At 38.2% G+C, this 24,610-nt stretch carries 20 protein-coding genes; 12 read left to right on the top strand and 8 right to left on the bottom strand.

Annotated features, from left to right (window positions below; all coding sequences use genetic code 11):
- The first annotated feature begins 22 nt into the window (after positions 1 to 22).
- From MQE36_RS15165 to MQE36_RS15110, 12 genes are all read left to right on the top strand, one after another.
- Complete coding sequence (locus MQE36_RS15165; RefSeq protein ID WP_242936820.1) at positions 23 to 1,132, top strand: N-acetylmuramoyl-L-alanine amidase; 1,110 nt, start codon at positions 23 to 25, stop codon at positions 1,130 to 1,132.
- 56 nt (positions 1,133 to 1,188) lie between these two features.
- Positions 1,189 to 2,145, top strand: a complete 957-nt coding sequence (locus MQE36_RS15160) for an MlaD family protein (protein WP_242936819.1) — start codon at positions 1,189 to 1,191, stop codon at positions 2,143 to 2,145.
- A gap of 1 nt (position 2,146) precedes the next feature.
- The gene (locus MQE36_RS15155) at positions 2,147 to 3,481 is read left to right on the top strand and encodes a 4Fe-4S dicluster domain-containing protein (protein ID WP_242936818.1); all 1,335 of its coding nucleotides are present in this window, start codon (positions 2,147 to 2,149) and stop codon (positions 3,479 to 3,481) included.
- A gap of 52 nt (positions 3,482 to 3,533) precedes the next feature.
- Positions 3,534 to 3,980 (top strand): LNS2 domain-containing protein, encoded by a 447-nt coding sequence (locus MQE36_RS15150; protein WP_242936817.1) that lies wholly within the window; start codon positions 3,534 to 3,536, stop codon positions 3,978 to 3,980.
- A gap of 168 nt (positions 3,981 to 4,148) precedes the next feature.
- Positions 4,149 to 4,940 (top strand): (Fe-S)-binding protein, encoded by a 792-nt coding sequence (locus MQE36_RS15145; RefSeq protein WP_242936816.1) that lies wholly within the window; start codon positions 4,149 to 4,151, stop codon positions 4,938 to 4,940.
- Between the two features lie 17 nt (positions 4,941 to 4,957).
- Positions 4,958 to 5,443 carry an ABC transporter ATPase gene (locus MQE36_RS15140; RefSeq protein WP_242936815.1) on the top strand — a complete coding sequence of 162 codons (486 nt, stop codon included), beginning with the start codon at positions 4,958 to 4,960 and terminating at the stop codon, positions 5,441 to 5,443.
- Between the two features lie 85 nt (positions 5,444 to 5,528).
- The gene (locus MQE36_RS15135) at positions 5,529 to 8,453 is read left to right on the top strand and encodes a serine hydrolase domain-containing protein (RefSeq protein ID WP_242936814.1); all 2,925 of its coding nucleotides are present in this window, start codon (positions 5,529 to 5,531) and stop codon (positions 8,451 to 8,453) included.
- Positions 8,454 to 8,598: 145 nt separating this feature from the next.
- Positions 8,599 to 9,726 carry an N-acetyl-alpha-D-glucosaminyl L-malate synthase BshA gene (gene bshA, locus MQE36_RS15130; RefSeq protein WP_242936813.1) on the top strand — a complete coding sequence of 376 codons (1,128 nt, stop codon included), beginning with the start codon at positions 8,599 to 8,601 and terminating at the stop codon, positions 9,724 to 9,726.
- Positions 9,727 to 10,081: 355 nt separating this feature from the next.
- The gene (locus tag MQE36_RS15125) at positions 10,082 to 11,884 is read left to right on the top strand and encodes a fibronectin type III domain-containing protein (protein ID WP_242936812.1); all 1,803 of its coding nucleotides are present in this window, start codon (positions 10,082 to 10,084) and stop codon (positions 11,882 to 11,884) included.
- 13 nt (positions 11,885 to 11,897) lie between these two features.
- Complete coding sequence (locus tag MQE36_RS15120) at positions 11,898 to 13,256, top strand: tyrosinase family protein (RefSeq protein ID WP_242936811.1); 1,359 nt, start codon at positions 11,898 to 11,900, stop codon at positions 13,254 to 13,256.
- A complete protein-coding gene (locus MQE36_RS15115; RefSeq protein ID WP_242936810.1) occupies positions 13,253 to 13,627 on the top strand; it encodes a hypothetical protein in 375 nt (124 codons plus the stop codon). Before MQE36_RS15120 ends, MQE36_RS15115 begins: the two co-directional genes overlap by 4 nt.
- Before the next feature lie 17 nt (positions 13,628 to 13,644).
- The gene (locus MQE36_RS15110) at positions 13,645 to 14,991 is read left to right on the top strand and encodes a phenylacetate--CoA ligase family protein (protein WP_242936809.1); all 1,347 of its coding nucleotides are present in this window, start codon (positions 13,645 to 13,647) and stop codon (positions 14,989 to 14,991) included.
- Between the two features lie 93 nt (positions 14,992 to 15,084).
- Here MQE36_RS15110 and MQE36_RS15105 read toward each other — a convergent pair whose 3' ends face one another.
- The 8 genes from MQE36_RS15105 to asnB form a co-directional block, all read right to left on the bottom strand.
- Complete coding sequence (locus MQE36_RS15105; RefSeq protein WP_242936808.1) at positions 15,085 to 16,140, bottom strand: ATP-grasp domain-containing protein; 1,056 nt, start codon at positions 16,138 to 16,140, stop codon at positions 15,085 to 15,087.
- A gap of 7 nt (positions 16,141 to 16,147) precedes the next feature.
- Complete coding sequence (locus MQE36_RS15100) at positions 16,148 to 16,774, bottom strand: sugar transferase (protein ID WP_242936807.1); 627 nt, start codon at positions 16,772 to 16,774, stop codon at positions 16,148 to 16,150.
- A gap of 86 nt (positions 16,775 to 16,860) precedes the next feature.
- On the bottom strand, positions 16,861 to 18,210 hold the full coding sequence (locus MQE36_RS15095; protein WP_242936806.1) for a phenylacetate--CoA ligase family protein: 1,350 nt from the start codon (positions 18,208 to 18,210) through the stop codon (positions 16,861 to 16,863).
- Positions 18,197 to 19,372: a glycosyltransferase family 4 protein gene (locus tag MQE36_RS15090; protein ID WP_242936805.1), complete on the bottom strand. Its 1,176-nt coding sequence runs from the start codon at positions 19,370 to 19,372 to the stop codon at positions 18,197 to 18,199. Before MQE36_RS15090 ends, MQE36_RS15095 begins: the two co-directional genes overlap by 14 nt.
- Positions 19,373 to 19,489: 117 nt before the next feature.
- Complete coding sequence (locus MQE36_RS15085; RefSeq protein WP_242936804.1) at positions 19,490 to 20,395, bottom strand: ATP-grasp fold amidoligase family protein; 906 nt, start codon at positions 20,393 to 20,395, stop codon at positions 19,490 to 19,492.
- Entirely contained in the window at positions 20,392 to 21,519 is a 1,128-nt protein-coding gene (locus MQE36_RS15080; RefSeq protein WP_242936803.1) for a glycosyltransferase, read from the bottom strand. The genes MQE36_RS15085 and MQE36_RS15080 overlap by 4 nt, the downstream gene beginning before the upstream one ends.
- Positions 21,509 to 22,618, bottom strand: a complete 1,110-nt coding sequence (locus tag MQE36_RS15075) for a glycosyltransferase (RefSeq protein ID WP_242936802.1) — start codon at positions 22,616 to 22,618, stop codon at positions 21,509 to 21,511. The genes MQE36_RS15080 and MQE36_RS15075 overlap by 11 nt, the downstream gene beginning before the upstream one ends.
- Position 22,619: 1 nt before the next feature.
- Complete coding sequence (asnB, locus tag MQE36_RS15070) at positions 22,620 to 24,467, bottom strand: asparagine synthase (glutamine-hydrolyzing) (protein WP_242936801.1); 1,848 nt, start codon at positions 24,465 to 24,467, stop codon at positions 22,620 to 22,622.
- Positions 24,468 to 24,610 lie beyond the last annotated feature (143 nt).

The following is a 24,610-nucleotide window of genomic DNA, read 5'->3' as shown; positions in this document are numbered from 1 at the left end:
AGATATAATACGTTATTATTACATGAAGAATTTAACAACATATTTTTTTATAGGCTTGTTTGTGTTATATGCATTTCCTTTTTATGCCCAGCAGAATACCAAGAAATTCAAGGTAGTTTTAGATGCAGGCCATGGCGGGAAAGATCCTGGTAATATGGGGAATGGCTTTAAAGAGAAGGATATAGCCTTGAATATAGTGTTGAAAGTAGGGGCTATGCTCAAAAAGCATAATGATATTGAGGTGATTTACACCCGAAAGACTGATAAATTTGTTGATTTAGATGTAAGGGGAAAAATAGCCAATGATGCTGAAGCGGATTTATTTGTATCGGTACACTGTAATGCCCATAATTCTTCCGCTCATGGAACCGAAACATGGGTGTTAGGGTTGGATGGTAATAAGCGTAATATGGAGGTGGCTAAAAAAGAGAACTCTGTAATTTACTTAGAGGAGAACTACGAGGTTAAATATTCACAATACGACTTAAATGCTCCTGAAAGTTTTATTGGTCTAACCATGATGCAGGAAGAATATTTAGACCAGAGTATTTTATTGGCGAAATTGATACAGGATAATTTTACTGGAGATCTAAAAAGGACGAACAGAGGAGTTAAGCAAAATATTTTTGTTGTTCTACATCAAACAGTGATGCCCAGTGTACTGGTAGAGACGGGTTTTCTGACCTACAAACCCGAAGGGAAATATTTGAACTCTTCATCAGGACAAAACGGAATGGCAAGCTCCATTGCGAAAGCTATCTTGTCTTATAAGAAGTCCGTCGATGAAAATACAGGCGATGAAATTAATGAATTGGCATTGTCGGAAAAGCTTCAGGGTCATGCTCAGGTTTCTTCTATAAACTCAAGTGCTATTATCTTTAAAGTTCAGATAGCGGCCGGATCAAACAAACTGGATTTAAAACCGTATAATTTTAAAGGGTTGTCAGCAATTTCAATGCAGGAAGATAACGGGACTTATCGTTATTTTTACGGCGAGACCACGAGTTTTGAAAAAGCCAAAATACTTCAGCGAGAAGCAAATAGCAAGGGGTATAATTCCTGTTTTATTGTAGCATACAAAAACGGGGTTAAAATAAGCCTTGGTGAAGCAGTAAAATCGATTTCAAATTAGAATGCTTCTATGAAAATTATTTCTATTTTTGTTTTGTATAGTAAAAACAAATTCTTTTGAAGCTATCTAGAGAACTCAAAACAGCAATCATTGTACTTGGCGGTATCCTTTTATTTATTCTGGGGTTTGCCTATTTAAAGTCAAGTTCATTATTTTCCAACGGGCGTAAATATTTCGCAGTATATGATAACGTGGGCGGTTTGGCTGTCGGAACACCTATATCCATCAATGGGTATCAGGTAGGAACCATAAAGGATATCCGGTTTATTGACGGGCAAGGTAATTTATTGGTAACCCTCATGGTCGATAGTGAATTCCAATTTTCGAAAACCAGTAAGGCAGAAATCTTCGATACCGGAATCATTGGAGGGAAAAGTATCCGCATAGTCCCCGGGTTTGACAGCAGTGAAATCGCCAGATCAGGAGATACATTGATATCAGCCGTAAAACCAGGTCTGACGGAGTTAGTGACTCAAAAACTGACCCCGTTACAAGAAAAGATAGAAAACATGATCGTAAGTACCGATTCGGTTCTGGTTGGAATGGATAAGGTTTTAGACGCAGAAGCGAGAGAAAACTTAAGAGCTACCATTGGAAATCTGAACAGTACTGTTGCTAATTTTAAATCAGCTTCGAAATCTTTAGACGGGTTGCTTTCAGATAACAAGGATAAGCTGAACAGTACAATAGGGAATGTAGACAAGGTTTCTAAAAACCTTGCCCGGATCAGTGATACGTTGGCGCAGGCTAATTTAGGGAATACTATCAGCGAACTGGAGCAAACGATAGGCAAGTTCAACAGTATGATGGCGCAAATGCAGCAAGGAGAAGGCTCTTTAGGGAAGTTAATGAAAGACGAAACACTTTACTCCAACCTTTCTGAGGCCTCGGGACAATTAGAGCTGCTTTTGGAAGATATGAGGTTAAACCCGAAACGATATGTTCATTTTTCGTTATTCGGAAAAAAACAAAAAGCCTATGAAGCGCCTGTAGAAGAACCAAACAACAATTAATATGAATTGGATACCAAACATACTTTTTGCATTTGTTCTGATTTTCGGAATTGTTTTTTTTGTTAAAAACGTGAAAAAATTAATACGTAACATAAAACTTGGCAGAAGCATAGATCGTACAGACAACCGGGCTGCCCGATGGAACAACATGATACGCATTGCACTGGGACAAGGTAAAATGGTGGTGCGTCCTGTTGCCGGAATTATGCATATTATAGTTTATGTGGGGTTTGTTATTATTAATATAGAGGTATTAGAGATTATTATAGACGGTCTTCTCGGTACGCACAGGGTGTTCGCATTTTTAGGAAACGGATATGATTTTCTGATAGGTTCTTTTGAAGTACTGGCTTTATTGGTCATAATTGCCGTGTTTGTATTTTGGGTAAGGAGAAATATTATTAAGTTAAAACGTTTCTGGAACCCGGAAATGAAAGGGTGGCCCAAAAAAGATGCCAACTACATTTTGTACATAGAAGCAGTTTTGATGTGCTTGTTCTTAACCATGAATGCTGCAGATTTTCAATTACAACAATTGGACGCAGAACACTACACCCAAGCAGGGGCATTTCCTGTAAGTCAGATTTTAAGCCCTGTTTTCAGCGATTTACCGGCATCGACACTTATCGTTATAGAAAGAACAGCATGGTGGTTGCATATCGTAGGGATATTATTTTTCTTGAATTATCTGTACTACTCGAAACATTTACACATATTACTGGCCTTTCCCAATACGTGGTATGCCAACCTGCAGCCCAAAGGGAAGCTGGATAACCTGGAAGCTGTAACCAACGAAGTAAAACTAATGCTCGATCCGAATGCAGATCCTTTTGCTGCACCGACGGCTAATGAGCACGAAGGTACAGAACCGGAGAAGTTCGGAGCTTCAGATGTGTCAGACCTGAATTGGGTTCAGTTATTAAATGCTTACACCTGTACTGAATGTGGACGTTGTACAAGTGAATGTCCGGCTAATCAGACCGGAAAACTTTTATCGCCTCGAAAAATAATGATGGATACGAGAGACCGTTTAGAAGAGGTCGGAAAGAATATCGATGCAAATGGAGGAGAGTTTAAAGACGACGGAAACCAACTGTTAGATAATTATATAACCAGGGAAGAACTATGGGCGTGTACGTCTTGTAATGCATGCGTAGAAGCCTGTCCTGTTAATATTAATCCGCTGTCCATTATTATAGATATGAGACGTTATCTTGTCATGGAGCAGTCTGCAGCACCGGCAGAACTAAACAACATGATGGGGAATATTGAAAATAATGGGGCTCCGTGGCCTTATAATCAGATGGATAGACTTAACTGGAAAGATGAAGCCTGACAAACATTAACTAATTTTATAAACTTTAAATTTAAATTTTAAGAACAGAAAAATGAAAAAGGAAGAAGTAGCGAGATTATTGCATGAGAAATTGGAAGAAGGAGCGCATGTAAGTCCGGTGTTACCTGATGGGATTAAAAACTATTTAATAGACATTGACGGTACCATTTGTGATGACATACCAAATGAAGAACCAGAACGTATGGCTACGGCCAATGTATATCCCGATGCATTGGAAACATTAAACAGATGGTATAAAGAAGGGCATATTATTTATTTCTTTACTTCAAGAACGGAAGAACATAGAGACGTTACCGAAGACTGGTTGAACAGACACGGATTTAAATACCACGGAATGGTGATGGGGAAACCAAGAGGAGGAAATTATCACTGGGTTGACAACCATTTAGTAAAGGCAACCCGTTATAATGGTAAATTTACCGATTTGGTAGATAAAGAAGTTACGATTCAGGTGTTTGATGACGGTAAACACGATTAATTAGAATGATTCAGGGGAGGTTGTCTGAAAAGGTGTCAAAAGTGTCATTCTGAATTTATTTCAGAATCTCATGATGTTGACTCACAGGTTGCTGTGAGGGCCTGAGACGAGTTCAGTTTGACGAAAAACAGACTTTTCAGACAACCTGTTTTAAAATACAATAAAATAATGAGCGACAGCATAAAGGTACCTACAATGGCGGAAATGATGGCACAAGGAAAATCTCCGGAAGTTTTATTCTGGGTAGGTTGTGCCGGAAGTTTTGACGATAGAGCAAAAAAAATAACTAAAGCTTTTGTAAAAATACTGAACAGGGCTAATGTTGAATTTGCTGTTTTGGGAACTGAAGAAAGTTGTACAGGCGATCCTGCCAAGCGTTCAGGAAATGAATTCTTGTTTCAAATGCAGGCTGTAACCAATATAGAGGTTATGAACGCTTATGAAATTAAGAAGATCGTTACGGCTTGTCCTCATTGCTTTAATACAATTAAAAATGAATATCCGGCCCTGGGAGGCGAGTATGAAGTTGTGCATCATACACAATTTTTAAAATCGCTTTTAGACGATGGACGTTTAACCGTAGAGGGCGGACAATTTAAAGGAAAAAGAATTACATTTCATGATCCGTGTTATCTGGGAAGAGCGAACAATGTATACGAGGCGCCACGCGATTTAATAAAAAAGCTCGATGCAGAATTGGTAGAAATGAAAAACTGCCGTAAAAAAGGCTTTTGCTGTGGTGCAGGCGGGGCCCAGATGTTTAAAGAACCCGAAAAAGGAAATAAAGACGTTAATGTTGAGCGCACCGAGCAGGCATTGGAAACCAAGCCGGATATCATTGCAGCTGCTTGTCCTTTCTGTAATACCATGATGACCGATGGCGTTAAAAGCAAGGAAAAAGAAGCCGGGTTACAGGTGATGGATGTAGCAGAATTGATTGCAAATGCAGAGGATTTATAAATTATTAAGAAAGGAATATGTTAGTAGATTTTGAAGCGTTACCCGAAAATTCAAGGGTATGGATATATCAGGCAAACAGATCATTTACGGAGGAAGAATTAGAAGAAATTTTATCAAAACTTCATAATTTTGTAGAAGAATGGACAGCTCATGGGGCCGGCCTGAAAGCCGGTTTCCAGATAAGATATAAACGGTTTATCGTTTTGGCACTCGATCAGGAGTTTAATAACGCCTCAGGTTGTTCTATCGATGCTTCTGTCCGGTTTATCCAACAACTCGAACAAGATTACAGTGTAGATCTTTTAGATAAAATGAATGTATCCTACAGACAAGGTGATTTTATAGCCTATAAACCATTACTGGACTTCAAAAAAATGGCAAAGGATAAAGCGGTTTCATTAAATACTATTGTCTTCAATAATTTGGTAACCAATAAGGAGGAATATTTGAATTATTGGGAAGTACCGGCCAGGGATAGCTGGCATGCCAGGTTTATGAAGTAGCCGGGAGCATCCCTTAATTAACACAATTTTGGCTTGATTTTTGTCGTTGTCAACGTATATTCATAAATAAAAATTGCCCTTTATCATGATTATAAAAAAGCGATTTAATGTTCCTTTTTTCATATTTATATTATTGCTGAACGTGAGTCTGGCACAGACTGACCCGTTACTGGCACCCGATACAAATGCACAACGTCAATGGGTTGACAGTGTTTATAACGGTATGACCGTGGAGGAAAAAGTCGGACAGTTATTTATGATCCGCGCTTATTCAAACGGAAATCAAAAGCATGTTGAAGAGGTGGAAAGACTTGTTAAGGATTATCAGGTAGGAGGGGTTATTTTCTCAAAAGGAGCACCTTATAAACAAGCCCTGTTAAATAATAAATTACAGGCATTGTCCAAAACTAAAATGCTGATGGCCATGGATGCCGAATGGGGATTGGCAATGCGTTTGGATTCTACTTTTGCCTATCCGTACAACATGATGCTTGGAGCCGTAGCAGATGATAAAATTATAGAAAAAGTCGGACGTCGTATTGGAGAGCATACCAAACGCCTGGGAATGCATATAAATTTTGCCCCCGATATTGATATCAATACCAATCCTGAAAATCCTATTATCGGTAACAGGTCCTTCGGAGAAGACAGGGACAATGTAACTCGTAAGGCTTTGGCATTTACAAAGGGAATGCAGTCAGCGGGGGTTTTAGCCAATGCAAAGCATTTTCCCGGACATGGCGATACGGAATCGGATTCTCACAAAACCTTACCGACGATTTCTTTTTCAAAAGAACGGATAGATTCTATTGAATTATATCCGTATAAAAAGTTATTTTCTGAGGGCCTTGCCAGTGTAATGGTGGCACATTTGAATGTTCCTGGTTTGGAATCGCGAAGCAATTTTCCGTCCACCTTATCAAAAACCATAGTAACGGAACTGCTGAAGGAACGATTGATGTTCAAAGGACTCATATTTACAGATGCTATGGAAATGAAAGGCGTAGCAAATCATGCTGATCCGGGAGAAGTGGACTTGATGGCCTTTTTAGCAGGAAATGATGTTTTATTGATTTCTGCGAATACGCCCAGAGCCATCGAAAAAATAATTAGTGCTTATAATAACGGAACTATTACGGAAGAGCGCCTTGAACATTCCGTGAAAAAGATATTAAAAGCAAAGTATAAGGTAGGGCTCTATAACTATACCGATGTAGACACGAAAAATTTAGATGCAGACCTCAATGCATTGGACGATTATGTTTTAAGAGAAGAAGTTGTAGAAAATGCCATTACGGTCGTACAGAATAAATACGGGATTTTACCTGTTAAAAACCTTGAAAAGAAGAAAATAGCATATGTGAAGTTTGGCGATGATAGCGGAGCTGCCTTTTTACAATCGATGCAGAAGTACACTCAGGTAGATCAGGTTTCAGCCGATAACCTTGCAGACCTGATAAAGAAACTGGAACCTTATAATACTGTTATTGTAGGGCTTCATAAATCTGATGCCAGCCCCTGGAAAGCCTATAAGTTTACAGATAAGGAAAAGGTATGGTTGTATGAATTAGGAAGGGTAAAGGATGTTATATTGGACGTGTTTGTCAAGCCTTATGCATTATTAGACTTACAGACCATCACCAATATCGAAGGTATTATCGTAAGTTATCAGAATAATACCGTGGCGCAGGACAAATCTGCTCAAGTAATTTTTGGAGGCTTGTCTGCCAAAGGGATACTTCCGGTAACTTCCAATAATGAATTACCTGTCGGAATTTCTGTTTCTGTTAATAATATAAAGAGGCTTCAGTACGGTCTTCCGGAAAGTGTAGGAATGAGTACAGAAGGGTTAAAAAAGGTAGACTCAATGGCTCAGCTTACCATTAAGTCAGGAATGGCGCCCGGATTGCAACTTTTAATTGCAAGAAAAGGGCGTGTCGTCTATAATAAATCTTATGGGAGGCATATATACGGAGGCGAGAGAAAAGTTCAGGAAACTGATTTATACGACCTGGCATCGCTTACTAAAATATTAGCAACACTTCCGGTTGTAATGAGACTTGAAGAAGATGGCGTGATAGATTTTAACACCAGATTGGGACAAATGTTGCCTGATCTTCAGAACAGTAACAAAGCAGACCTTTCTTTATTAAAGGTATTGTCGCATTATGCAAGATTAAAGCCCTGGATACCTTTTTATATCAGTACGTTAGACAGTGCCACAAAAAAGCCAATGCCGAAGTATTACAGCAGGGAAAAAACAGACAAATATGCTGTGAAAGTAGCTGATAATATGTATATAAGGAAAGACTTGAAAGACTCTATATACAAAGAGATAAAAGATTCAGACCTGTTGTCACGTCTGCAATACAGATATAGTGATCTCGGGTATTTCATCATAAAAAAGTATATAGAAGACCATTATAAAAATTCCCTGTCCGAAATTACCCAGGAGCAATTGTATAAACCTCTGGGAGCCTTTCACACGACCTTTAATCCCCTGACCAAGTTTAGAAAAGGAGATATTGTTCCTTCAGAAATAGACGATTATTTTAGAGATCAGACAATACAGGGGTATGTACACGATATGGGGGCTGCAATGCAGGGGGGCGTAGGAGGACATGCCGGACTTTTTAGTACTGCCAACGACGTGGCAAAAATTATGCAAATGTACTTGCAGAAAGGATATTACGGGGGAAAGAATTTTTTCAAGCCTTCAACTATCGACCGTTTTAATACTTGTTATTTTTGTCCTGAAGATAACAGGAGAGGCGTGGGGTTCGACAAGCCCCAATTAGGTAAATCAGGACCGACCTGCGGGTGTGTCTCAATGACAAGCTTTGGTCACAGTGGTTTTACAGGAACGTATACCTGGGCAGATCCAGAACAAGAACTGGTGTATGTTTTTCTGTCTAACAGAACCTACCCGACAATGGAAAACCGTAAATTAATTACGGAAGGGGTACGTACCATTATTCAGGAATACATCTATGATTCCATTATTGAATAAATATTATATACTGACAACAAGGTCTTTAATGCCCTGTTTCTTCGCTTTAACATAATTGTAACGATTTTACCAATACGAAGTTGTAATTTTATCTGAAACTTTAAGACTAAATTATCCGATAATTTGTCTTAATAAGTAAATATCCATGAAAATAGCTATAGTTTGTTACCCTACCTTCGGAGGAAGCGGAGTTGTAGCCACAGAGTTAGGAATGGCTCTGGCCGCAAGAGGACATGAAATTCATTTCATTACCTATAAACAACCGGTAAGACTGGCATTACTCACAGGAAATATATATTTTCATGAAGTACATGTGCCGGAATATCCGTTATTTCATTACCAGCCCTATGAGTTGGCATTGTCGAGCAAGCTTGTAGACATGGTAAAAATGTATGGAATCGAATTATTACATGTACATTATGCGATACCCCATGCTTATGCAGGATATATGGCTAAACAAATGTTGAAGGAGGAAGGGATAAACCTTCCTATGGTCACAACGCTTCACGGTACGGATATTACATTGGTAGGGAACCATCCGTTCTACAAACCGGCAGTTACTTTTAGTATCAATAAATCAGATGTTGTAACCTCGGTTTCTAAAAGTTTAAAAGACGATACGGAGAAATTTTTTAATGTTGAAGTAGATATTGATGTCATTCCGAATTTTATTGATTCCGGTAAGTACGGGCAACAGTTTACAGATTGTAACAGGGGAATGATGGCTTTGCCGCAGGAAAGAATTATTACGCATATCAGTAACTTTAGAAAGGTGAAGCGGATTCCGGATGTAATTAAGATATTTTATAGAATACAAGAGGAAATACCTTCCAAACTGATTATGGTCGGAGAAGGACCGGAAAAAGAATATGCTGAACGATTGTGCGATGAACTAGGAATTGCCAACCAGGTTTTGTTTCTGGGAAATAGTACGGAAATAGACAAGATTCTATGTTTTTCAGATCTTTTTCTACTGCCGTCAGAAACGGAAAGCTTTGGTTTGGCAGCATTGGAAGCCATGATAAACAGAACCCCGGTCATATCGAGTAATTCCGGAGGTATACCGGAAGTAAATCGGCAGGGTGTCAGTGGCTTTTTAAGCAATGTCGGAGCGGTAGACGAAATGGCCGCGAACGCCATAAAAATCCTAGAGGATGATGCGGTGTTGGAACAATTTAAACATGGTGCCTGTGAGCAGGCCATGAAGTTTGACATCAATAACGTAGTTCCTCTCTATGAAGAGATCTATCAAAAAGCATTTTCTTTAGTATAAAAGAAGAAATTATTATTTTTTGTTTTTGTTGCCTCTGGTAAAACTCCATGCAAAAGGAAGTAAAAGAAATATAAAAATATATCTGCCGGTAAGGATTCCATATAGGCTGATTATAAAGCCTAAGAGGATTAATATTCTGTTGATAGACATGACTCTGTGTGCAAAAGGATAAAGATAATCAGAGATATTTTTTCAAGTGTACTATTTTAGCTTTTTTTGAACTCAGGTCTAAGGTTTTTTATCGTGTTTTTTTGAATTTTGAAGCAAATGTCTGGGAACGAGTACTATAATGATTAATTTTAATTAGTGCTATTGTTTAATCAACAAATTGTTATTTGTGTAAGACATCTTTAAAATGAAAATCAAACTTACAGTAATTTTATTGTTAGGTTGCGTTGGTATATTTTATGGTCAAAACCTTCACACCCACGCTAATGCCGCATCTATAGAAAATGAAGCTAATACAACGGCGGGTTGGACTTCAAGTTCAGCGATAAGTGCCAGTACAGATACCGCTGTTGATGGAAATTTATCAATATTGTCTGTATCTACAGGTTTAAGCGGCAGGTTAATGAGTTATACTTTTACAGCCGTTGTGGGGCAGGTTTATGAAATTAGCATATGGGCAAGGGAAGGAGATCAGGGAAATCAACCGGCCTTTGCCAATTGGGTTGGTTTTAACGGTTTTTCAACCACGGTAATATCAGGAACCAACTGGGCAGAGTATACCTGGACCCTGACCGCTACAGATACGAATCCTGTGATCAGGGTTTATTGTAGTCCTTATTCAGGCGCTGTAGTGGGCGATAACCTATATATCGACGCGGTGTCTATAGTACCACAGGATGCAGAATCGCCAACAGCTCCCGGAAACCTGACTTCCAATAATACAACGGGAAATTCAACAAACCTAAGCTGGAATGCATCGACAGATAATGTGGGTGTTACCGATTATGAGGTTTTTCAGGACGGTGTGAGCATTGGCCTTAGCGGAGGGGCAACGACGTTTAATGTTACATCACTGGTTCCGAATACATCATACGACTTTACCGTATTTGCCAGGGATGCGGCAGGAAATGTATCACCTTCGAGTAATGTCCATAGTGTAACAACAACCGGGGTTCCCGATACAGAAGCGCCAACGTCGCCGGGAAACCTGTCGTCTAATAATACAACGAGCAATTCTACAAATCTAAGCTGGAATGCATCGACAGATAATGTGGGTGTTACCGATTATGAGGTTTTTCAGGATGGTGTGAGCATTGGTCTTAGCGGAGGGGCAACGACGTTTAATGTTACATCGTTGGCTCCGAGTACATCATACGACTTTACCGTTTTTGCCAGGGATGCAGCAGGAAATGTGTCGTCTTCAAGTAATGTCCATAGTGTAACAACAACCGGGGCACCCGATACTGAGGCACCAACGGCACCGGGGAATCTGACCTCCAATAATACAACGAGCAATTCTACAAATCTAAGCTGGAATGCATCTACAGATAATATAGGTGTTACCGATTATGAAGTTTTTCAGGACGGTGTCAGCATCGGCCTCAGCGGAGGGGCAACGACGTTTAATGTTACATCGCTCGCTCCGAATACATCATACGACTTTACCGTATTTGCCAGGGATGCGGCAGGAAATGTATCACCTTCGAGTAATGTCCGTTCGGTTACTACATTAAATGGTCAATTTACCGACTATACTTCAGATAATGCCAATCTGCCAACAGTAGACTGGACGGCAAGAGATCTCTTTGCCGATAGAAACATCGGAATAGGAACTACCAATACCAGGGGCTTCAGACTTGCTGTTGCAGGAGATATCCTGTCAGAAGAGGTTAGGGTGGCTTTACAAGGAAATTGGCCCGATTATGTGTTTTCAGATACATATGATCTGATTGATCTAAAAGAATTAGAGAATTATATCAAGAAACACAAACACCTGATCAATATTCCTAGCGCCGGAGAAGTTGAAAAAAACGGAATAAAACTAGGAGATATAAGCGGAAAGCTCCTTGAGAAAATTGAAGAGTTAACACTCTATACGATCCGGCAACAAAAGGAACTGGACAGTGTCAGGGAACAAAATTCTACATTGTTAAAGCGTTTGCAGGCAATCGAAAAACAGTTGGAAGAGAAGGCTAATAAGGATAATTAAACAGCGGGAATTTATGAAACTGTTCTGTAAAATATTAGCATTACAACTGTTGTTCTTTACACAATTCATTTTTAGCCAGAGTATAAGGAAGAATTATACAGAAATGACTCAGGCTGAGCGGGATGCTTTGGTAAATGCTTTTTACCAACTTAGAAACGGACCTGATTTGATTGATGATCTGGCAACCTTTCATAGTGACTTTTTTAGTTTTGACAATACCTCAGACCCTACACGTCTTGATATTCATTTTAATTTACCCGACGAAGCAGAAAGAGATATTTTCTTTGCCTGGCACCGGGCGCAAATGTTCGAAGTGGAGCAGGCGATGCAGGATATAGACCCTAATATTTCTATTCCTTATTGGAATTCGATAGTTGATCAGTCAGTCAACTCACCTTTATGGGATGAAAATTTTATGGGACAGTTTGATGATGACTGGAGCCTCAATAGAAACCTGGGAGCAAACGGACAACTTGGAACTGTTACAGAATACAATACCCTCATGGGAACAAGTGATTACCTAATCTTCTCAAATGATGCGGAACGTGGTAATATTCATGCAGGACCTCATAGATGGACCGGTGGTTTTATGCCTACCACAGCTTCTCCGAGAGACCCTATATTCTATCTTCACCATACCTTTATTGATAAAGTTTGGGCCGATTGGGAAGAAATTCATCAAAACTCATCCTTTATTTTAACTTCAATGCTCAGATATGATGGTACTTATGTTTTTGATGGAGAAGCGCTACCTCTTGTAAACCCTAATGATATTACAGATCCCAGAGCTTTCGGAGTATTTTATGCGGAAGATGGACTGGCCGTATTGGATAATTATACGGTTTCTAATACCTACAATGATATAGAAAATTTTTACTATCAGTTTTTAATAGAAGTTAGAGATAATTTTGTTGTTCCTTCAAATACGAATTGCCAGATAACTTCTGTAAATGAAGTGGCATTATTACCGGGATTTGTTGCCGAATCTGGTTCAGAATTACAAATCCGGATTGATAATACCCAATCTAGATCTTTAAATAATCCTATCGTTAGAAATACTAAAAAGTTTGGAGATTTACCTTCATTAAGATTGGTAAGTGACATCCTGAAAAATGAACCTAAATCTAATTCAGGTATTGAAGTTTTTCCGGTTCCTTTCAAAGAATCTTTAAATATAAATCTTGAATCTGTTTCTTCCGGGACTATTATGATGTTTAATCTGGCTGGACAAATGGTTAGATCAAAAGAATTTAAAAATACGAAATCGCTACATATTCGGGGGTTGGGTAACCTGGCAACCGGCTCTTATATTTTAAATGTGGTGAATGAATCAGGGATGATTTTACATAAGGTTCAATTAATCAAATCATGATTATAATAGGGCTTCGGTTTGTGATCGTTACAGGGCTCCTGTTTTTTTGCCAGGAACTATGTTTTATGCAGCAAAGATCGGTTGTTCGGGTCATTAATAATACGAATGAGGAATTAAATAATGTTATGATTTATGCTACCCCTTTCGGACAAATAAAACCTAATGACAGTACTGCCTACGTAACGGTGATAAATAAAGACAGTGAAGCTAAAAACCCCATGCTTTACTTAACGTGCAGAAACATTAATATGGGAAGTTATGTTTCTTTGCCAAAGCATATGGACACAGTTTATTTTTTGATTAATGAGGTGAAAATAAATAAACGATTAATTGAATTTAAACAAATTATAAAACAGGATTCAATCAAATAAACCTAAAAAATACAGACATGTTTGAAAAGCTTAGGGGAAACTTCTTTTGGTTTTGTGACCTATTGCAGGGAGGAAATATCAGAAGCCATTACAATCAGATAAAATATTTATTTGAAGGAAGGGATGACGATCTTCAAAGACGTCAAATGCAGCAGCAAAGTATTCAAAATTTAATAAACCATGCCAAAGATACTGTAGCGTATTACAAGCAGTATGAAAAAGTAAAGTCCATAACAGATTTTAAAGTCATAGATAAAAATATTATACGCGACTCGTATAATGATTTTCTTTCGGACAAGTACCATATGAAATCGCTGAAACAAGTATATACGAGCGGTTCTACGGGAACTCCTTTTAAAGTATATCAAGATAAAAATAAGCGGAGACGTAATGCTGCGGACAATTTGTTTTTTGCAGAAAAGTCCGGATATAAAATCGGAGAAAAACTTTATTATATCCGGCATTGGGATCAGTATAATAAGAAAGGACTTTTAGAATTTTGGTTAAAGAATATGGTAATGCACCCTATTTCATCTATGGCTGACGATGATATAGAAAAGTTGCTTGATAAGATCAGAAAGGACAAGAAGAATGTAAACATAATCAGCTACGCCTCCGGGTTAGAAAAAATAGCCCAGTTCATTAAAAAAACATCTCCTCAGAAAGCGCCTTTTCATAATATAAAATCCATATTGTCTATAGCAGAAGCTATCAGCGAAACGTCAAAGAGCATATTATCCGATTATTTTAATACCCCCGTAATATGTCGGTATTCTAATGTGGAGAATGGTATTTTATCGCAACAAATAGTTAACAAGGAGGATGGTTATTACATCAATACAGCCAGTTATTATGTTGAAATATTGGATATGAATGAAGACAAGGTACTTCCGTTGGGAAGTATGGGCAGGATAGTGATAACAGACCTGTATAACTATGCAATGCCCATGATCAGGTACGATACCGGTGATATAGGGCAATTAGAATGTGTAGCGGATCTGAATAATAAAAAGTTGGTTCTCAAGAAAATAGAGGGAAGAAAATCTGACATGATTTATGATACACGCGGGAAACACATTTCGTCATATACTGTTTATCATTTGTTGAAATATTCGCATATAGAACAATATCAATTTATTCAGGCAAATACAAAAGAGTATATTTTCAAACTAAAAGTTACCCCGGAGTTTTCCAGTGAAAAAGAGATCAAGCGGGAATTTAAGGATTACCTGGGAGAAGACTCTAAAATCAGTTTTGAATACGTTAATGAGATACCGTTGCTATCTTCAGGCAAGAGGAAGTTTGTTGTAAATAATTACCATAAACATGCAAGAAAAGGCATGACAGAAAAGAACAAGACTTAAGGAGTCTTTTAGGAACGGAGCCATTCTGAACCGCCTGTCGGCTATATTTCCCGATTACCAGGCTATCGTTATTGCAGAAATCTGGTATCGATCTTATAAAATACTTTCCATAGAAACGGTCTGGGTACGTATAGGCATTAGTCTGTCATATTTTGAAAAGCACAAACCTTCTTTATAATTGATGAATTGGTCTGTTGCGTTTGATTTTCGTAACCATTCAATATAAATAGCAGCTGTGTTAATGCCAGCTTCATGTGAAAATGGATATCCCCCTCCAAAGCGCGGATTTAATTCTAAAACATAATAATCACTTCCGTTATACAGAACGTCGCAATCCATATTACCGATATGTTTCAGTTTCCCGCCCAGCAAACTACCGATATGCTCAAGGTTCTGATCTATTACGGATACAGCTTTATCCGTTTCCCCCGACCTCATGGTTAACTTTTCTCTGGCAAAAGTACCTACGTAGTTACCATCAAAATCGTTTAAGACATCCATTCCAAATTCTTTTCCGGAAATTTTTTCCTGAATGAGGATGGCACTGTTTATGTCTTGCGAACTGGCATTGTTTAAAATCGATCTGCTTATACGTATTCTCTGGAGATCGTAAGCCAGTCTGAGTTCTTCTTCATTTTCCGGAAACTCGATGCCGATCGAGGCACTTCCCCACCTGGGTTTTAAAACCAGCGGGAATGAAATTTCCTTATTGCTGATCGCTTCAATTGCTGCTTCCGGGCTTTTAAATGTCTTAGGTGCTTTTAGTCCCAGGGAAAGGATGTATTCGTATGTTTTCCATTTGTCGAATGCTATGTCGATAACTTCCGGATCAGAAATAAGAGCTCTGATGCCTGATTTTTGGATTGCCCCGGCATGTTTTGCAAGAATGGGCAGTTCCAGGTCATTTAAGGAAACAATCGCGTCGACCTTATTTTTTTTACATTCATCAATAAGGGTTCCGATATAGTCAGGATTGTATATGTTGGGTAATTTTATAGCAATGTCGGCATCAACCAGTGCAGGTGCATTTAGCTGTTGATCGGCCGCCAAAACCTGTCCGTTTCCGTTTAGCGCCTCTTTAAAGTAGTTAACAAGGTAGTTTCTTCTTCCGGCACAGGTAAATAAGATATTTATAGGATGATGGTTCATAGGTTGCTTATGTAAGAATTGTTGTTTTTTGTTGTTTTCTCAGTTCATCAAGATCCGGCATATTTTCAACGAAGTCCACATCACCTGACGAAAATACTTTCGTTATCGTTTTTACCATGATCTTCAAGTCGAGTATAAATGAAATATTTTTTACATACTCAACATCTTTTTTTAAACGGTCGTCCCAGGTCAGTAAATTTCTTCCTGAAACTTGTGCTAATCCGGTAATCCCCGGCCGGACACTATGTCTTAGACCTTCTTCCGTAGTATAGTAAGGAAGGTAGTGCGTTCTCAGGGGTCTCGGCCCCACCAGGCTCATGTCTCCCTTAATAACATTTATTAATTGTGGGATCTCATCCAGGGATGTTTTTCTAATAAACGCTCCAAGCTTTGTGATTCTTAAGTCGTTGGGGAGTAGTTTTCCCTTTTCATCCACGGCATCTGTCATTGATTTGAACTTGATGATACTGAATATTTTTTCATGTTTACCCGGTCGCTTTTGGTAAAAAAAAGGCTTTCCGTTATTTGAAAAATATAAAAGCACATATAAGATCAAAAAAAGAGGGCACAGCAAAACAAGGGCTATACAAGATAAAATAAAATCGATGGTTCTTTTTAGATAATTGGCATACATGACACATACTTCATTAGATTGATATCTATATTACAACATATAAGGGCAGGTTCTAAATATTATCGACAGACGAATTAAAAAAACTTTTAAAGTGTTTTAACCAATTGTTCGGTATTTTCTTCTTCCTTAATATAATTATTAACCGTCGCCTTTCGTTTCCCTGATGCAAGTAGTGGTATTTCATCGACGAAATCTAATTCTATGATTGATTCCGGTCCTAAAACCGACTTAAATTGATTGATGATTTCTTTGTGTTGCCTGAATCCATTTTCAATGTTAAGCTTTATAAGATATCTTTTGCGATCTTCCTGTATTAGTTGTATCTGCTTGATTTTTTTAAAATGGGTTATGTTGAATGATACAAACGGAGATACCGGCTTCCCGTTGGTGTCATGGATTATATCTAATTTTCTGCCATATATTTTACTAAGGACTTTATATGATCTCCCGCTGCATTCATGCGTTTCCATAACTCCAATATCTCCGGTATCATAGCGAATTAAAGGCATGGCATAATTAAAAAGGTCCGTAATGACAATTCTTCCGGGCTCTCCGTTATTAACCGGTTTGTCATCGTCAAGCTTTAAAATCTCAATTACGTAACTGGCCGTATTTAAAACAAACTTATCAGGAACTTCTTTTGTTTGCTGTGCAATAATGCCATTCTCCATATTGGAGTACCTGGATAGGAGTTCTGTATGGAAGTATTTTTTAAACATCTTTTTCGTTTCCGGCTTTAGGGCTTCAGACATGGCAATTGCCGAAGTTATTCTATTCGGTATCGGGGCCTCGAATTGATGTTTTTCCAGATAATTACAAATGGCATCGAAGCCGGAGGCATATCCCAGCCAGGCATGTGATTTCCGTTTTTTTATGTCTTCTATTATTTGGGGGATTTTTTCTTCTTCAGATACATCCAGGATATTTACCTCCTCGATATTTTGATACCATTTGGTGAAGCGGTTTTTTCTATAGTATGAGGTCCAGAGTCTTACGTAGTAAAGCTTGCTTCCAAGTCTGAACCCGGCCTTTTCTGAAAAAAACAACATATCGGCGGTGTTTCTGTATTTTTTATGTAAATCCTGATAAACAGTAAACGGTGTTCCCGTAGAACCGCTGGTGGTAACTTTTATTTTCTTTTCTTTTACAAAGAGTTGCGATAGAAAAGAAGCTCTTTGAGCATTTATCATGTTTTTATTTGTAACCGGAAAATCGGAGAGAGAAGAGGAGGCTTTTATATTCGAATAATATGGAACGGTACCCGTTGCATGATTGATGAGGTTCCGGACTTTTACTTCCAGCGGGGCAGAAACTTTATCTGATTCAGACAACCCCATGCCGGATCTGATTTCTCTCAGGTTATTATAAACCGGTGCACCGGCTAAATAGTCCTTTATCCAAAATGAAATATACCTTATGGTTTCAAACAGTTTCATTGTTTAGTTGTTTATATTCCTTCAATATTGTATTCCAGACGTAATTCTGATCATATTTTTCAAGGATACTCTTTCTGGCGTTTTGAGCCATTTCTTTTGTTTTGGACGGTTCGGTAATAAAACCTTCCATGGCTTCATATAGTTTTTTGTCATTCTTTGGAGGGACAATAACCCCGTTGATTCCTGTCTCAATAATCTCATTACAACCATTAATATCACTTACGATGCTGGGCAACCCCATTGCAGCAGCCTGCATCACTACGTTAGGGAACCCTTCTCTATAACTCGGAAAAACCAAGGCATCCGATGCTTTAAAATAGGGCCTGACATCATTCTGCCAACCTGTGGAAATTACCGCAGGGTTATTTTCAATAACGGATTCAGTTTCGGGCGACACAGGGTCCAGGTGGGATTCTTTAGGCCCTACAAGCAGCAGCCTTATGTGTTTATATTTTTGGTTTAGTTTATTGAATGCACTAACCAGCTCATTTATTCCTTTGTCTTTTACGATACGTCCTACATAAATAAAAATGAAATCAGAGGTTTTTAGTCCATGTTCGGTTCGGACCTGATGTATCTGACCGTCGTCTATCGCTTCAGGATTAAAAAGATTTGTGTTAATTCCGTTCGAACTGCCATTGCCGATTACCTTGAGTTTCTTTTTATCGGTAAACTTATGTTCCAGGATTATCGATTCCAGGCCATACGAATTCGGATACACTTTTGTTGCACATGCATATGTAATCTTTTCCACCTGGTTGAGGATTATTCTTTTTATCCCGTTGGCTTCTACCAGCGGTAAGCCGGCAACCGTATGCAGCCTGTGTGGTACTCCGGTTATTTTTGAAGCCAACATACCTATAATCCCGGCTTTTGGAGTATGTGTATGTACAATCTGCGGGTTTTCATGCTTCAGAACCTTTACGAGCCGCCAAAGCGCTATCAGGTCTTTTCCCGGAGTAAGTTTTCGGGTCATGTTTACCTTTATCGTTCTTACGCCTTCACGCTGCTCGACCAGGTTTAATGCATCCCCTTCACTGGAAATCCCTATGACATCATAATACTGATTCATAAATTTCAATTGTCCGGATAATAGCCCTGAAAGAGAGCCCGGGACTGTAGTAATCCTTACGAGTTTATTTTTAACTGAATTTGAATTCATCTAACTCTGTTAAGTAATTGTTAATGTTGAAGTTATTTATTTAAACTCAGGTATTCTATTAGAATAGATTTATAAAGAACTTTTATCGATAAAGTGTTTGATTTCTGATTGTTTGATTTATTTCAGAGGGAGTTCTAGCCATTCTCCTATTTTAGAATCCCATTCTGGAGGATAAAATTTGCCATTGCCTGATTCGGAATGGAAGGTTAATTCTCCAAAGAAAATTTTATCACCGATAACATATTGGTCTACCCGTACATAAAGAAAGTCTTTGGCAAATTCTTCAGCCAGTTCCTTCATTTTTTCGAACATCGCGGGTTCCGGAACCTCACGGCCATTATCATAGACCCATTTACAATCTATAAAGTTCCAATCCGAATCGTAAAGATTTCGTTTGTGGTTGGTAGCCCGGTCGATATCAACCTGAATAAAAGCTACTTTGCCGTTAAAACAATGTAACTTATAATCGAACGGGATATTTCCGTTTTCATCGATTAATAATTTTTCGACAATAATGCAGGGTTCTATATTTTTATACTGCCATTCTCCCTTGCCGTAATCGTAGTTGTAAGATAACCGCTTCTTGAATTTTTTTCTTAATTCCGGCCAATCAATATCATTCTTATTCCAAATAAATGCTCCTCCCGAGCTGTCGTGATTTGTTTTAATTATAACAGGAAAGTCGGGCATATTTTCAGGTTTCAGATCACTGATATCGTTTGTTTGGAGGAGTAGAGGCACCAGAAATTCATCCCCTATTTTTTTTTCTACATAGGCCCTGACCCTATACTTGTCTGCACATAGGGTATGTAGTGTAGAACGGTCATTTAATTTTAACCATTGAATTTTTTCATTAAATGTATGGGGGTTGTCAAAGTTCGGTCGATATCCCAGCTTTCGGACAAACCTTGTTTTTAACCGCCATTTTAAAGGGGTTATCGAATTTCTTATAAGCAAGGATTGTTTTATGAGATAATTAAGTATACTGTTTTCAGCACTCCATTTTTTTAGTATTGCCCTCATTGTCTTAATGGTTTAGAAATTTGTGATTCTACTTCCGCTATAAAGCTATCTACAGTTCTTTTTGATAAATAAGTATCAAATAAGGTTCTTTTATGGTCAGAGCCATCCTTTAAACAATTCAATATATTATGAGCCAATAGGTCTTTGCTTTCTGTTTCACAAGTATAAATACCCTCAATATCTTTAATGTCTCCGGCACTAAGGGTACTGACAATTCTTTCATTCTGGCTCATCATTTGCAAGAGTACATTCGGAAAACCTTCTATTCTCGAAGAAAGCACACATAATGAAGCATTTTTGAAGTACGGGTATACATTATTTACAAAACCGTGCAGGATTATTCTATCTTGCAGGTTGTAATTGTTTATTTGTTCCTGGAGATCATTTCTCAGATATCCTTCTCCTAAAATGATTAGTTTGTGATCCGGGATTTCTTGTTCGATCATTTTAAATGCATCGATAAGAACGTCAAAGCCTTTTACATGTACCAATCTTCCGGCAGCTATAATATATTTATCCGTTTCAGGTTTGAATTCCTCAGACCGCTGGTTGTTTTCTTCAATGTTTATGGGATTAGGTATCGTGATGACATTTTTATGCTCCAGGACTTTGGATATGGATTTGATCAATTCTTTCTTCATATAATCCGTTTGACAGATTATAAGATTGACATGAGGATACCCAAGTTTGTATGCCAGATCGTATAGTTTGAGTTTTTTACCACTTATTAGTTTGTATATGGTATTTGATTCTCTTGTTATAATTGTAGTATTACGTTCGATAAACCTTATTTTTTTCAGAAAGCCGACCAAACCGTTAATTAAGGTCTGAGAAGTAAAAATCTTTTTAATACGGTACCGGAATTTTAATTTAAGGATGTAGCAGGGTAAAAGTAAATAGCCTAAATACCAGTTTTTTACAGGAATGTACGTGATATTTAAAAAATCCGATTCTAATTTTGCCCAGGTGTGTCTTTTCTTTTGTGTAATAATTATGACATGGCAGGTTTTCCTGGTGCTGATTAAGTGCTGAACCAGGTTAAATTGAAGTTGTTCCGCACCGCCACCCAGGCTATCGGTCGGAAGTATAAATAACCAGTCTAAATATTTTTTTTTAGTTCCCATTGATCAGATTTAACTTTTGTTCCTCAACCAATCCGGAAAATAGTTCTTCATATTTCTGTAAGATGATCTCCGGAGCAAATTTTTTTGTTACGGAATTATTGATAGCCATCGGGTCCCAGGTTCTGGAGGCTATTTTTTTTATGTTACCGATATATTCATCTTCTGATTTCGCAATATATCCGTTAACATCCGTTTCTATAATTTCGTTAATTCCCCCGGGCGCGTCAAAAGCCGAGACAGGGGTTCCAACGGCGCAACTTTCAATAATGGCATTTGGAAGTCCTTCTACATAAGAACCAAGTAAAAAGATATCACTTTCTTCGAGATACTTTTTCACTTCTTTGGTAAAAGAGATATGATTTACTTTAGTTTCAAGACCATACTTTTTAATATCGCTGAAAATACGGCTCTCCAAAGGGCCTTTCCCTATAATGGTATATGTAAAAGGGATGTCTAATTTGGAAAGACACCTCAAAATCCTGTCATGTCCTTTAGATTTGGATAACCTTCCTACGGTAATTAATTTAAGAGCATTTCCTTGCAGGGAATGCTTCTTCGGAACAAACTGCTGGGTTATCGGATTGTTGATTTTAACGAGCTTTGACGGCGGAAAACCATAGTTGTTTTTAAGGTCTTCATACATGTCATCCGATTGACATACTATTTTGGCCAACGTATATTTTTGAAGGCGGAAAAAATTAATAAATCGCTTTTTTCCTGAAACACTGCTTCCCTGGACAATGGTTTCCCGGCCAATAAATTTTGTTTTTGGAAAAAACGGAGCTATGATTGCCATCATGCTGTTCAGGTGTGCAATGGCACTCATGACCACATCGGGTTTGCGGGTATACAGGTATTCAAAAATATCGTAAAAGGCATACCTGACCTTTTCTTTATTTAGAAAAATGACCTTGAGCTCATTCGTGGTGTCATATGCCCTGTCTTTTTCAGACCCTATGACAACAAGTGTCGTATTAAACCTCTTTCTGTCAAGATGAGATGCCACAAAAGACAATACTCTTTCAGCCCCGCCCGATCTTAAGGAGGGAATTATAAAGGCAACTTCTATTCTTGTTTTGATCTTTTTCTTTTTCATCATGTTAATCAATACTTAAACCTTTTGCGTTACTGTTTAACCATTGTTTCAAAACCAGAAGCTTCCAGATTATTGGCGCTCTGTTCCACTGGTTATTCATATGTTGCTGTATCATAAAACTGATTTTTTCGGGTACGATACCGGGAATCTCCTTTAAAGCAGCTTCGTTCAGCGTGTCGTAAACATATTCTTTTAGTTCATTCCTGAACCATTCGGCAAGGGGAACACCAAATCCTTTTTTGGGCCTTTCCATAATATCCTTTGGAACATGCTGATATAAAACATCTTTAAGAATCCGTTTTTGATTCCCGGGAAGAAACTTAAAATCCGTAGGTATCGACCTGGCAAACTCAACAACTCTATAATCCAGTAACGGAGCCCTTGCCTCTAATGAGAATGCCATGGAAGCCCGGTCTACTTTAGTGTTGATATCATTTATCAGGTAGGTTTTTATATCAAAATCAGAGATTCGTTCTAAATACCCCTTATGTTTATGTTCCAGATATTTTCTGTCTTCCAGATCGTAATAATTATATTTGTTATCTAGCCATGAGTCGTCTACATTCACCATGGTTCTCAGGTAATACTCGTCCAGATCCCGGATTAAAGCGCCTTTAGACATTACATTTAACTTATAGGAATTGGGGATGCTCAATAAACCGGATAATATTTTTCTCAATGGATAGGGGATGTTAAAAAAGGATCTTTTTTTAACAACATTATACCTCAGGTACCCTAAAAAGCTTTCATCACCACCATCGCCAGACAGGGCCACGGTAACATGTTGCCTGGTGTATTTGGAAAGCAGCATTGATGGAATAGCCGAAGAATCGGCAAAAGGTTCATCGTAGTAATGTGAATAGTTCTGTATCAGATTCAGCCCTTCATTATAATCGCATGCAATGGTATGGTGTTCGGTGCCTAAGTGTTTTGCCACTAGAGCGGCATGGTGGCTTTCATCATATTTATGATGATCGAACTTTACAGAAAATGTTTTTATAGCGGAGGTTGTTACTTTGGTTGCCATGGCAGCAACGATAGAAGAATCTATTCCTCCGGACAAAAACACTCCCACGGGCACATCGGCAAACAAGCGTATTTTTACCGAATCTTTTAATATTTCTTCCAATTCTTCTTTAGCATCGGAATATGTGCCTTTGTATATGTTATTTCCCAAATAATCAATGTCCCAATAGCAAAAAGAAGAAAACTCTCTTGTGTCTAGCTGAAAAGTAAAAGAATGACCCGCAGGCAGCTTCTTTACCTCATTATAGATAGAGTGTGGGTCGGGTACGGCTCCCCATGCCAGATAATATGAGATCGACGCTTCGGAAACAGACATCTTTTTATGATGCAATTGTATCGATGAGATCTGGCTTGAGAACTCAAAATCTTCACCATCATAGAAATAGTAAAAGGGCTTTTTACCTAAACGGTCCCTGCTTCCAAACAGCCTGTTATTTTCTATATCAAGGATTACAAAAGAGAACATACCGTTCAGATAACCGGTACAATCGGTTCCATATTCGAGATAAGCAGCACAAATAACTTCCGTATCACTGGTGGTATTAAATGAATATCCTTTTTTTGATAAGGACTCCTTAAGTTCCTGAAAATTATAAATCTCACCGTTAAAGACAATATGAATTTTGCCCATATATGCCAGGGGCTGGTCAGATCGCTCACAAAGATCAATAATGGAAAGCCTGTTATGGCCTAAGATCACTTCCGTTCCGTTGCTGCATATTCGATCGTATCTCGACCGGTCAGGACCACGGAATCTGGTACGCTCCAGTTTATGTTCAATTTCAGTGTTGTTGTAATAAATAGTAGAACCGTATATACCACACATTTCAAAAGTTGTTAAGTATGAATTTATAAGTTGTAAGTTGTTGCATTACAATAACTAAAGATAGCATGTATAGAACCTAAAAGAGCGATAAATAGATGTCGGGTTCAATTATTCGATAAACTCAAAAAGAAATCAGAACCTGT

It is taken from the genome of Zhouia spongiae (assembly GCF_022760175.1).
GTDB classification, from domain to species: Bacteria; Bacteroidota; Bacteroidia; order Flavobacteriales; family Flavobacteriaceae; genus Zhouia; species Zhouia spongiae.
This window is presented reverse-complemented; position numbering and strand designations above follow the sequence as displayed.